The sequence below is a fragment of the Streptococcus sp. LPB0220 genome, from assembly GCF_008727815.1.
Lineage (GTDB): Bacteria > Bacillota > Bacilli > Lactobacillales > Streptococcaceae > Streptococcus.
This window is the reverse complement of the sequence record NZ_CP044230.1, coordinates 1,387,227-1,399,247: the sequence shown is the minus strand read 5'-3', so window position 1 is coordinate 1,399,247 and position 12,021 is coordinate 1,387,227. Positions and strand designations below refer to the sequence as shown.

Genomic DNA, 12,021 nt, shown 5'->3' with positions numbered 1-12,021 from the left:
TTCTTTTGCATAAATTTCGTAAAGTTTTTCTATATAGTGATATCTCCTAAAACTGAAAAACTCCTGATCTTTGCTCCATACAATCAGTTGCTTTATTTGAACATGTATTTAGAGAAGAAGGACCTTACCTCTATTGAGAAAATATGGGGGCATACCTCAATATCCTATCTTTAGTCTGTCCATACTAGAGGATTGGTTGGACCTGAAACAAACTTTCTAAAAACAATGATTCGATAGAAAAACGGAAGAAATTTACGCTTCATAATATAAAATGATAATAAGCAGTGCAAACTTAACAGAATAATCATCCCATTGCATATTTAAAAGATTATTATCAACATTATTATATTCTTTTAGTGTGATAAGTCAAGTTAAATGCAACAAAAATAACGAAAAATGTTGATTTTGGTTTTTGTATAAGTCGACCTTTTATATCCCGCCATTTTTGGCTTTCATGTTATAATATTCAGATATATTTTAAAGATACGTCAAAGCCCTGATACATAAGGGATTAACGTATCTTTAAGTGAAAAATGTTCTCCTTTTTAGGAACTTTTGATATTATTTAGTGCCGTTTCGAAGATTGAAACGGCTTTTTTTGCACTCTCTTTTGAGAGGTGACTATATATGTCCATTGTCATGGATAAGGTGGAGTGTCCTAGTCGGTGCTGGAGTTCCTTGTATGGTATTCCAGCATTTAATAACAAACTAGCGTGAGTGTGTCGAAAACCGTGAAAACCAATGTCAGGAACTTGCGCCCGATTAAAATGTATTTTTAATCTTGCTTGAAGAGTGCGGTTGTTTGGGTATTCATGGATAAAATCTGAAAAGACCACTTTTTCAGTTCTTCCAAGTATCCAAGCCTCTTTAGTTTGTCTATGTTTATATTGTTTCATCATAGAAACAGTTTTGGGGTCAATATCAATATCACGGTAGCTAGATTTTGATTTAGGACTATTAATTTCAAGTCTATAATTAAGTGTCTTTGTAATGTGAACAACAGCATTATCAAGATCAATATCAGCCCATTCCAGCGCCAAAGCTTCATTAATACGGCAACCAGTAGCAAGCAGGAACTTGTAAAGAGTGACACAGAAGAGATTTTTAAATCTTTTTTGATCCAAGCTATCCAAGTATTCGAAGAATTGTTTTAACTCAGAATCTGTAAAATGCTTGATCTTTGCTTTATCTGTCTTGACTTTGGGAACTAGTACATTCTTTGCAGGATTGGACTTTAACGCTTGTAATGAAACTCCATACTGTAATATGCGCTTATTGTAGGAATGGAGTTGCCCATATCGTTTAAAGCCCCCATCATTTTGGTTATAATCTCTAGCCCATCTATTCACTTGTTGCTGAATGATGGCAGGGGTCAATTTATCTAGTTTGTACGATCCAAAAGCAGGGCGTAAATAGTTTTCTATCTGTGACTTGATAGCGATTTGAGAGTTTGTTTTGATAGTGGGTGCGTAAGTTTCCCACCAACTATCTAGTAATTCGCTGTATGTTTCAAATTGAGTAAAAGCGGTACGAGTTGCACCATTCTTTTCAAATTCAACTTTTGCTTGTAAAGCCTTGTTCTTAATTTCTTTCTTGGTACGAGCTGAAATGGTTGTTTTAATCTTCTTACCCGTGATTGAATCAATACCAAGATATAAGCTGGTGCGGTACACTATTGTACCGTCTTTCTTTTTGTATTCTGTAATATTCATGATCTAAACCTTTCTAATTCATCAGCAGGCAAGCCGTAAAGGTTTTAGTTTGTGGTTTATATCATGCTAGGGCTTCACAGTTTGCCCTGTATTCGATTTTAAGGAGTTAGACGGTAAATTGTACCAGAATAAAAACAAGACGGATATGGGGCATATATGGGGTTTGAAAAGACACCAATATTTCAAGAGTTTTATTTATAAAATAAAAAGGAAGTAACAATTAAGCTACTTCCCTGGAGCGCTGAGGCTCAAAGTTTAAAAAATATGAGGGTAAACCTCAAAGTAACTTAATTATAGATTAAATTTAAATAACTGTCAATCTTTTAGGTAAAGTTCTTTTAATTTTGTATCAATTCTATCTAGGGTGTCATTATTGACCTTCAATTTTCCGCAAGGATCCAATTCGTTTATGTAAATGATTCTGTCTTTACTAATTGTTTTTATCTGGTCACATTTTGCGTAGGAAATTTTATTAAATCGTTGATAATGGTTAACAAGATTTTTTAATTTTTTAGTAGTGTTTTCCACTTTTTCCATCCCTGCACCGTTACCATAGATTTTTTTAGCTGATTCTGAATTGTAAACATCTCCGTATTGAATCAAAAATTCCTGATAGATTTCTTTTGCACTCCCTAAATCAAAAGGAGTAATTTCTGTAAGTGCATAATGAATAATTGAAAAATAATCAAAACCAACTTTGTCAAGAATAGGTAATAAGAATCTTTTAGATTTTTGTTGTATAACTTCGTCAATCATAACAGAAAACTTTTTTTCTTTTGAACTAATTGGAAGTACAGTCAGATTTCTTGATTTCGGAGAATCATTTTTATTTAGGACAACGGCCCAGTGTCTATTTGATAATTCAGAACCAATATTAATTCCAAAATCTACAAAAATTAAGGCACCCCGTTTGAAACTGTAATAGGATTTTTTACAATGATTTACCTCTTCTAAAAATAAATTTGATTCTTTATCTAGCCAATTTGGTAAAAAATTAAACTTATTGCTTCGTCTATTTGATTGTGATATTGAGTAGATTTGTTCAAAATTTTTAGCTGATTTTAGTATTTTTTTATTTTTGATATCCATTGTTCCTCACCTTTAAAATATCTCTTCTGTATTGTTCCATAGTCTATGGTTGCTCCTTTCTATTTGTCAATTTCGCCCAATTATTGCGCTTTAGTTTGTAAAATCAGCTTTCTATTCTTCAATTTCCCCTGTTTTTGCACAATAGGCCTATGAAAAGATGGTTGCTATTGGCGAATATGGGGCTAATATTGCCCGCTATTCCATATCATCAAAGAGCGAACAAAGAGAAAACACGTCTTTTTTGTTTAAATCGGAGTTTTCGGAGGCCTTAAAGCATAGAAGTGCTAAGGTTTGCTAAGGTTTGATATATAATCCTTGAAATTAGAATAGGCGATAATATTTATTTTATAAGAATTATTTTAGTTCAATTAGTTTATTGTAAATTTTTTCAGTTAAGGCTTTTTGTTGGCTAGCAGTGAGGTGGTATGAGGTACGAATTACGATAGTACCATACACGTAATGGGATCCAGGGTCTAATACTCCACCGTCAAATGCTGATAGGTAGGTATTTCTCTTTTCAGCTTCTTCTTTGGTCTTGTATACTTCAATAGCACCTCCTGCTTCAGTTCCCTTATCTACTAGATTAGCACCCTCAACAGGTTCAGTTACTTGGTTATCTACAAAATAGATAGAAGCAGTATAGCCTCCTTGTTTGTTTAATAAGCCGTTTGGGTCATTTTCTTCTGTAGCGTGTTGCACTTCTTGGATTGTATCGACTTCTTTCAATCGTTCCTCAATAAAAGAATCTTTGGGATTTGTAATCTGTGCTAGTTGCTTAACGCTGTTTTGGTAAGCTGTTAGTTTCTCATTGATGTTTTTTTGAGTTTCAGAATAATCGACAGGTTTTGCAATTTCTTTCGCTTGATCTTCAATTTTTTGTGTATCGCTTTCCATTTTTGGAGCTTTACGAATAGAATTTTTTGCTTCTTTGACAGCAGTTTTTAAATCTTCTAAAGTCTTTGCTCTTAATGGTTCAGCTTTTTCCTTTATGATTTTTTCAGTATCAGCAATTTGTTTTTCAATTGCTTTATTATTCTCATTAAGTGTATCAACAGACTTTTCAAAGTGACTAATTGCAGTTTGGTGAGGGGCATAAGATAAGAAATAGTAGCCCGCTCCACCAGTAGCAAGAGCTAAAACAACAGCAGTAGTAATAATTTTCTTTTTCATAATTTTTTCTCCTAAAAGTTTTAAATAATATCCTAATCTTTTATTTTTCTAGTTTCATTTTGCCATTTTTATTACCTCGTTTCTACTTTTTGCGATTATCAATATAAACCATTAGCGCGTGGGTTCATTTATTCATCTACCATGGTTTGAACTAGCTCTAGTAATAAATCCTGTTTTTGATCACTTAACAACGCAAACAAAGTTAACATTTTGCTTTCTTTATCTGGTAATGACCCTATAGCACTTAGAAGCATTGTGTAACTTTCCCAATCTGATTCAGGTCCATCCATTTTGATATATTTGTCTTTAATTTTCTCTAAATCTGTTTTAGTTACTAAGGATAAAATTTTAGATTTTGCTATATTGGCCCAATCATCCTTATTTTGCTTTCTCAATTCAGAAAATGCAAAAAATTCATCAGGATATTCACTATATCCCAATAGATAGCTAATCGGAACATCAAAAAAACTTGATAGTTGTTCAGCGTTCAATGTACTGATTGAGTGTTTTTCATTTTCCCAGTTTGAAATGTTCATTTTTGAATAAGATTTTGTGTTCTTATAAATGCTATTTAATTCGTCAGCTAGTTGTTGTTGGGTCAATCCATTTTCTTTTCGTAATTTTTTTAAATTATTCATACTTCTTTCCTCAGTATCATTATAATTATTTTTTTAGCGAAAGTAAAGTTTTTTTTTATTAACTCTTGATAAGTAAAGAAAAACTTTATAAAATAAACTTGTAAAATAAAACTTTACAGAAAGGAGGACTTATTTTGAAAGTAAGTAATTTAGAATCAAGAGCATTGAGGAGAAAACAAGCTGACAAGTTACTGACATCATTAGAAGCAAGTAAAGAGATTGGGGTAAATCCTGTAACGTATAAAAAATTAATCACTTGTGGTGAAGTGAGAACATCAATTTATAGAAAAGCCATGGAATGGCTTGCAAAAGATTATTGAAGCAACAAAAAAAAGGCCTGTAGCAACCAACTAACAAGCCTTAAATGGAATTAACTAAAACACAGGACAGCAGGCAAGCCGTAGGGGTTTTAGGAAATATTTTTATGGTTAAATTATACCATTCTTTGGTGTTTATTAAAAGTCGAATAAGACTTAGTACTGAATTATTTAAAGAACGATTGGAGAACAACATGAACAAAACAGAATTGATTAACAAGATTGATAAGGCAATGAATCGACTAGATTTCTTAGCTGAAATTATGGAGGGTGAAAAAACTCTAACCGCTGGTTTAAATAACATTTCTGACATTCTTTTTGAAATTCGTGGAGAGATTTCGCTTAACGGAATCAAGGGGGATGAAAATGTTTAGTTTGAGTAAAGAAAGTGAATTTGAATTATCACACGCACTTTTAGACCTGGTAGATAATTTTTTAAAATCTAAAAGCCAACCAGAACAAAGACTATTAGGCCTTATGACAGCAAAGCAGTTAAAAGATGAACTTAACGTAACAGACAACACACTGAAACGCTGGGAAGAAAAAGGCTTGAAACGTTACCAACCACCCTTGGAAGATACGCGCAAAGCGTACTATAAAGTGAGTGATATCTTGATCTTTTTGGGGGTGGAAAATGGGTAGATACAACGTACACCCAGCGCAAGGCAGGGGGCATTATCACGATAAAAAGAATTATAAGGATCACTCGCCAACCTTAGACCAACTGAAGGAACAAAAAAGGCTTAAAAAACTGAAGAAGAAAATGCAAAAGTACAAAGAAGGGAGGGGCGCGTGATTTGAATATAATTGATCTGTTGAAAGAAGTCGTTTCCTTGAATTGGACTGATGAAGATTATGGCCAGTCAAAGCATAAGGCTGATTATAAAAAGCAACTTTCTAATATATATCAATTAGATAGTTTTAATTATATTGAACATAATAAAACAAAGATATTAATACCTGAAAGTGAAGTGATGTATATTGCTGACAGGAATGGAGAACAGAAAAAATTTATCTCTTGTAGCAGTGTAAAAATAAAAACTAATGGCGAACTTAAAGTAACATATAAGACCACGTTCCCCACCTTTGCCAAGATGGTAATTGATTATTTATTGGGTAGGTATGTGATATTTGATAATCGTATTTACGATATAAACAACCAGCAAGCAGAACTAATAGATGAAATAACCCTTGCAAGGTTTTACGGGTTTAAAAATGATATTGGTTACGTGGTGGATATTCTAAAAGGAATTGACAAACATTTTCATGTTGAACCAGTGAGGAAGTTAGAACTTTATAAAATCGCTGGTAAAGACTTTATAATTGATTTGGAAGCCCACACCGTCACGCGCACTACAATAGATAACCAACGATCATTTTTCAAATACTATCCTGTAGAATATGAACAAGCTATAGAAAGCAAAGAAGTAGCAATGGAGTTTCTAACCTATGTTATTGATGATCCTGATAGCCTGCACAATGCACTGTTACAGACCTATTATATGGTACAGGTTGCTAGTGGTTTAAAGAGTAAGACCAATTTCTTTCTTGCAAAATCCGGAGTTAGGACAGGAAAAGGCTTGCGTCATATCGCTTTATCCGGTCTGTTTAATAAAATTGATGTAGAACTAGATAGCCTTACCGCTGGGGGATTTGAAGCCAGCAACGCCTGGGCTACGTTTTCTGGTGGAGAGATGGCCTTAGCAACTGAACAGGGCGATATTATAGGGGATAAAATAGAGCGCGTGCTAAAGATCATAGCAACCGAGAAAACCCATCTAGGGCGTAACGTGGGAGGTAACCAAGGCTTGGTATATCTAACTAGTGTTCTATGTATTGATACTAATAGGAATGTATCTCTATCTGATGAAATGAATGGGCGTAAAGTACTTATTCAATACAAGGATAGACCGAAAGGGGAGACTGATTTGGAACGTGAACAGGCCTTTGAAAAATATTGGGAAGCATTTACTAACCAAGATAAAACTCCCAAAATAGAGGGCTGTATAGGATTTTTATTGGCTAGCCTAGATTATTTCAAAGAGCAAGGGGAAAAGTTCATTTGGAAAGACGTAGAAGTATATAACGGTAATGAAACCTTAGATGACTTTCAGATGTATTTGATAAATGAATTGCAGAGTTCTGATTATGTGGTAAGGTCAAACGGAACTGATCTTATAGCCATTTGTGAAAAAACTTATGGGAAGAATAACGTCAAAATGGGCAAGGCTTTGCAAACCATAGGGGTTGAATCAGCTAAGAAGAAAATTAATGGGGAAGTAATGGCAGTTTACCGAGTTGCAAACCCAAAACGATTTAATAGTTTTATTCCACATGAGGAAGTGGAAGACAAGAAATTAAGTCTATTTGAAGATGATCCCTTTCTTTAAAAAAGGTAACGTGGTAACTAGGGGGTAACATACTACCAAGTTACCGGTTAAACCCTACTCCCCCAAGGTTTTACCCTATACGGTAACGTAGGTAACGTGGTTTAAGGGAGGTAGAATAAAATAATAAATAAAGTAAAAAAATAGTATTAGGGGTATAGGAAAACCTCGTTACCCGAGTAACCTAGTTACCAATCCAGTAATATCAAGGGTTTTGGCGGTAACGTGGTTAGAATCAACCAGGTTACCACCAAGTTACCTTTAGAAATAAGTCTAAAATTTAAAACAAAAGGAGAAAAACAAATGAAAACAAAATTATTTATCCGCCGTGGCTGTAAACAATCATTAGAAGAATTTGAGCAAGAAGTAAATGACTTTATGGCCACTGTTCAAGTGGTGGATGTGAAGATCTCAGAAGCAACGTTTGGCAGTAGTGAAGATATGGCAGTACAGACTACCTTATTAGTGATTTATCAATAAGGATAAAAAGTACTCAGAAGACAGGGGCATAAATGGAATTAGAGCAATTAATTGAAAAGCTAGAAAATATAAAATGGCTAGATAAAGAAATAAAGGAGCTTAAACTAGAAATAGAATCACTTGACAGTGGGGTATATAAGCGTAGTTATCTTTCCGCTTCACCACTTCAAAAAAGTTCTAATAATAATGCTGAAAACAAAATAGTTTCTACAATTAAGTTGAAAGAAGACTTGGAAGAACGACTAGAAAAGGTTATCAATGAACGTCTGGAAAGCGTTAGAATGATCGATAAAAACCCGTACGCGTTAGAACGTACAGTATTACACTTATACTATGTCAGAGCCTTGCCGAACTGGGATGTGGCGGAAAAAATAGATACTTCAGTACCAACAATGTACCGGATCCTAAGAAAAGGAAAAGAACGATTAGCGAAGATTTTATAGAAAAGATAATTAGTGCGCGTGATTGGCCCACTGAAAAAACAAAAAAATGCTAACATTTGCTATGGTTTTAAACACAATAGGGAAAAATGTTACTCAAAAAACTTGTTATCATTTTTAATTTTCTCTATCTTGTCAGTTTTTTCAGCTATTCGGTTTTTTTTTCTTTTAGGGCGTCCGAAAACTCCGAATACTCCCTATACTCCAATAAGATTCGGACTGTTTATAATAAAATATGCTATAATTGAATATGTGGTAGGTTTTCGAGTACCCATTGGTACGCGGACGCCTACCATTTTTGAAGATAAAAAAAGCACCCTTTGAGGGGTGCTAGATCTTGCTTGCTGAACTCGTAAAATAGTAGAGCTGAAAAGCTCTATTTTTGCTTAGATATCAAGAAAATCTAAGAGAATAGAAGAAAAAATAATTATCATAGAATCATGGATTAATGCCTTGTAAAGAACTCTTATGCCATCAAATTTTTACAATACCGGAGAATCACTTGACTTCATAATGTTTCAATGAAAATTCGTATGTTCCTTCTTTGTCATCAGTATCAAGAAACTCTAGTTTAGCCTTTGTACCTTTTTTCCAATTGTTTACATTTATATAAGTTGTATTGTATAAGACATCATTTTCATCAAACAAACTCACTTCAACAGTTAAAGCCTCTATATCATATCCAGTTGTATTTTCAACAACTGCTGAGTATTTTGGTAAATACGAATTACTATCATCTTGTTTAAAATCTGCAGAATTGATGATATTTTCTAAATCTTTACGAACTTCATTATCACGTTTTACTTCTTTTCCGCCTGCCAGTATTTCACCTAATCCATCTTTATCTTGTACAGGAATTTCAGAAATACTATTGATCTCAACCAATAATTCATAACGTTTATTTTGATGTTCACTCCACTGATCTTCAAAAGAATCTGCTCCAAAATTAGAAGCTATTTCCTTGCCCTCTTTAAGAACATTGATATATCTGATAGCTAATTCTTTCAGTTTATCATTCTTGAATTTTTTATCACCATAATCTTTAACTTCATTTAATTCATCGTTTATATATAATTTATAATTTTTTGCTGATTCATCTGGATATTTATCAGTATCCTTCCATCTTTTATCTAACCCTTTTGATAAAGAGGTAAGGAATTCACTATCATAATTTGTGTTTTTTGAGTTTGAAGAACATCCCACCAATAGAATTGTCGAAAGAACTATACATATTACCTTTTTAAACATAATTTCTCCTTAATTTCACCATTTAGTATTATTATACCAGTTAGTGAGTATTTAAAGCAAGAAATATTGTACTTTATAAAATACCTAAAATAACTTTCTAAAAACACTTATTTTCTCGAAACTTCATTTTCGATTATAATATAGTTTTAGATTATTTTTTAAAAATCAAAACATTTAAGAAAATCAAAGTATTTAAGAAAATTCACTTCTACTTTTCCGAATAGATAATTTTTTTACAGAATAGATTATTTCCAAAATCCATTCCTGATATTTTTAACAAAATAGTTTATATTTCCTACCAAATAGCTCAATCAAGACAATGAAATTATAAATTACTGTACAATTAACCTATGATTAATTTAAAAGAAGAAAAAATTAGAAAAACCATTTGGCATTTAAAACGCTATTGTGAAGAAATACTAAACTCTCAATCCAGAGAATTTATAGGAATTGAATTGTTTCACTTACAATCCTGTATTGAATGTTTAGATTTTATAATAAACAATGAAAAAATCTATCCAAATATGGATAGAGAAGACGTAAATTGAAATAAATTACCTATGTGAGAAAAAACTTATAGATTAGTCATTTATTATATTTATAATTACTAATCTTGACATGCTGAGATGATTTCAATTTCTCATAAAAAAGAGCACTTAAGCCTTTAAAGCAAAATATGGGTATAAATTTTTAATATTTTCTATTTCAAGCAGTAACTATCACAGGCGCAAGGAAAGAGCTTTACTTGAGTTTATAGATCATTGGCAATAATATAAACCCTGTTTTACATGAAAAAACGGTCAAGATATGCTATAATTTAACTATGTGGTAGGCGGTCGAGCACCCATTGGTGCGCGGTTGTCTACCATTTTTGAAAATTAAAAAAGCACCGTGTGAGGGTGCCGGATCTTGCCTTGTATCTGATTATTAAACATTTTTTTATTGGCAACTATAATAATTAAGAAATTATTATAAAAATCAAAATTGTAAAAGAAAAAACATGTGTAGTGTGTGAACTGCACCCCAAAAGTTAGACAGAAAAAAATCTAACTTTTGGGGTGTTTTTATTATGAAATTAACTTATGAAGATAAAGTTCAGATCTATGAACATAAAAAACAAGGGCGAAGCTTCAAAGAGCTTTCAAATCAATTTGGGATAAACATTTCTAATCTTAAGTACATGATTAAATTGATTGATCGTTATGGAATAGAAATCGTCAAAAAAGGAAAGAATTGTTACTATTCTCCCGAACTAAAACAAGAAATCATTGATAAAGTTCTGCTTGAAAGTCGTTCACAAATAAAGGTATCTCTAGATTATGCTCTTCCAAGTGTTGGAATGTTGCATAATTGGATAGCACAATATAAGAAAAACGGGTATACTATTGTTGAGAAAACAAGAGGAAGGATACCTAAAATGGGACGTAAGCCAAAGAAGAAACCCGAAGAGATGACAGAACTAGAACGTCTTCAAGCAGAAAATGAGTACTTGAGAGCGGAGAATGCGGTTCTAAAAAAGTTGAGAGAACTCCGATTGAGGGACGAAAAAGAGCAAGAAGAAAAACGGAAATTGTCCGAGGATTGGTAACAGAGTTTGCTTTAGAGATTCTTCTAAAGATTATTAAGCTTGCCCGTTCAACTTATTATTATCATTTAAAACAGCTCGATCAAAGCGATAAGGATTATGATGTTAAAGTTGAAATTCAATCTATTTTTACTGAGCATAAAGGGAATTACGGCTATCGTCGAATGACTCTTGAATTGAGGAATCGTGGTTTTGTAGTGAATCATAAGAAGGTCCAACGTCTGATGAAGGTCCTTGGTTTAAGTGCTCGTATTCGTCGTAAACGGAAGTATTCTTCATACCAAGGAGAGATTGGTAAGAAAGCAGATAATCTTATTCAACGCCAATTTGAAGCAACCAAGCCAATGGAAAAGTGCTACACAGATGTGACCGAGTTTGCCATTCCAGCAAGCAATCAAAAACTTTATTTATCGCCAGTTTTAGATGGTTTTAATAGCGAAATTATCGCCTATAATCTTTCGACTTCACCGAATTTAGAACAAGTGAAAGCTATGTTAGACCAGGCCTTTACTGAGAATCATTACACAAATACAATTCTTCATAGTGATCAAGGATGGCAGTATCAACACCAGTATTATCATCGTTTTTTAGAGGATAAAGGAATTCAACCGTCCATGTCACGTAAAGGAAACAGCCCAGACAACGGCATGATGGAATCCTTCTTTGGCATTTTGAAATCGGAAATGTTTTATGGTTACGAGAATACATTTAAGTCACTTAACCAATTGGAACAAGCTATTGTAAACTATATTGACTATTACAACAACAAACGAATTAAGGTAAAACTAAAAGGACTTAGTCCTGTGCAATACAGGACTAAATCCTTAACTTAAATTATTTGTCTAACTTTTTGGGGTCAGTACAGTGATATAATTACAGTGAGGGTATTTTAATTTTTTAATGTACTCATTTAACAAAAAAATGATTATAGTGAACATCGATCTCTTTGTTGAGT

12 protein-coding genes are annotated in these 12,021 nt (G+C 33.0%); 7 read left to right on the top strand and 5 right to left on the bottom strand.

Annotation, left to right across the window (positions count from 1 at the left end; all coding sequences use genetic code 11):
* Positions 1 to 545 precede the first annotated feature (545 nt).
* From LPB220_RS07330 to LPB220_RS07315, 4 genes are all read right to left on the bottom strand, one after another.
* Positions 546 to 1,712: a tyrosine-type recombinase/integrase gene (locus LPB220_RS07330; RefSeq protein WP_150906334.1), complete on the bottom strand. Its 1,167-nt coding sequence runs from the start codon at positions 1,710 to 1,712 to the stop codon at positions 546 to 548.
* Positions 1,713 to 2,027: 315 nt separating this feature from the next.
* On the bottom strand, positions 2,028 to 2,801 hold the full coding sequence (locus LPB220_RS07325) for a type II toxin-antitoxin system PemK/MazF family toxin (RefSeq protein ID WP_061591454.1): 774 nt from the start codon (positions 2,799 to 2,801) through the stop codon (positions 2,028 to 2,030).
* Positions 2,802 to 3,155: 354 nt separating this feature from the next.
* Positions 3,156 to 3,971 carry an EbhA gene (locus LPB220_RS07320; protein WP_150906333.1) on the bottom strand — a complete coding sequence of 272 codons (816 nt, stop codon included), beginning with the start codon at positions 3,969 to 3,971 and terminating at the stop codon, positions 3,156 to 3,158.
* 128 nt (positions 3,972 to 4,099) lie between these two features.
* Complete coding sequence (locus LPB220_RS07315) at positions 4,100 to 4,609, bottom strand: helix-turn-helix transcriptional regulator (RefSeq protein ID WP_150906332.1); 510 nt, start codon at positions 4,607 to 4,609, stop codon at positions 4,100 to 4,102.
* A gap of 134 nt (positions 4,610 to 4,743) precedes the next feature.
* Between LPB220_RS07315 and LPB220_RS07310 the strand changes: the two genes are divergently transcribed.
* From LPB220_RS07310 to LPB220_RS07290, 6 genes are all read left to right on the top strand, one after another.
* A complete protein-coding gene (locus LPB220_RS07310; RefSeq protein ID WP_061591457.1) occupies positions 4,744 to 4,929 on the top strand; it encodes a hypothetical protein in 186 nt (61 codons plus the stop codon).
* A gap of 44 nt (positions 4,930 to 4,973) precedes the next feature.
* A complete protein-coding gene (locus LPB220_RS07305) occupies positions 4,974 to 5,300 on the top strand; it encodes a hypothetical protein (protein WP_150906331.1) in 327 nt (108 codons plus the stop codon).
* Entirely contained in the window at positions 5,293 to 5,568 is a 276-nt protein-coding gene (locus tag LPB220_RS07300) for a MerR family transcriptional regulator (protein ID WP_150906330.1), read from the top strand. The genes LPB220_RS07305 and LPB220_RS07300 overlap by 8 nt, the downstream gene beginning before the upstream one ends.
* Positions 5,569 to 5,723: 155 nt before the next feature.
* Complete coding sequence (locus LPB220_RS07295) at positions 5,724 to 7,316, top strand: phage resistance protein (RefSeq protein ID WP_225305905.1); 1,593 nt, start codon at positions 5,724 to 5,726, stop codon at positions 7,314 to 7,316.
* A 300-nt stretch (positions 7,317 to 7,616) separates the two neighbouring features.
* The gene (locus LPB220_RS10790; RefSeq protein ID WP_191904601.1) at positions 7,617 to 7,793 is read left to right on the top strand and encodes a hypothetical protein; all 177 of its coding nucleotides are present in this window, start codon (positions 7,617 to 7,619) and stop codon (positions 7,791 to 7,793) included.
* Between the two features lie 32 nt (positions 7,794 to 7,825).
* Complete coding sequence (locus LPB220_RS07290) at positions 7,826 to 8,236, top strand: DUF1492 domain-containing protein (RefSeq protein WP_150906329.1); 411 nt, start codon at positions 7,826 to 7,828, stop codon at positions 8,234 to 8,236.
* Between the two features lie 495 nt (positions 8,237 to 8,731).
* Here LPB220_RS07290 and LPB220_RS07285 read toward each other — a convergent pair whose 3' ends face one another.
* Positions 8,732 to 9,481, bottom strand: coding sequence for an FxLYD domain-containing protein (locus tag LPB220_RS07285; protein ID WP_150906328.1), 750 nt, complete (start codon positions 9,479 to 9,481; stop codon positions 8,732 to 8,734).
* Between the two features lie 1,069 nt (positions 9,482 to 10,550).
* On the opposite strand from LPB220_RS07285, the gene LPB220_RS07275 reads away from it, so the two are divergent.
* Positions 10,551 to 11,899, top strand: a protein-coding gene (locus LPB220_RS07275; RefSeq protein ID WP_118398572.1) for an IS3 family transposase whose coding sequence is annotated in 2 segments (ribosomal slippage) — positions 10,551 to 10,992 and positions 10,992 to 11,899 — 1,350 coding nt in all. Because the reading frame shifts where the segments join, the coding sequence is not laid out codon by codon here.
* Positions 11,900 to 12,021 lie beyond the last annotated feature (122 nt).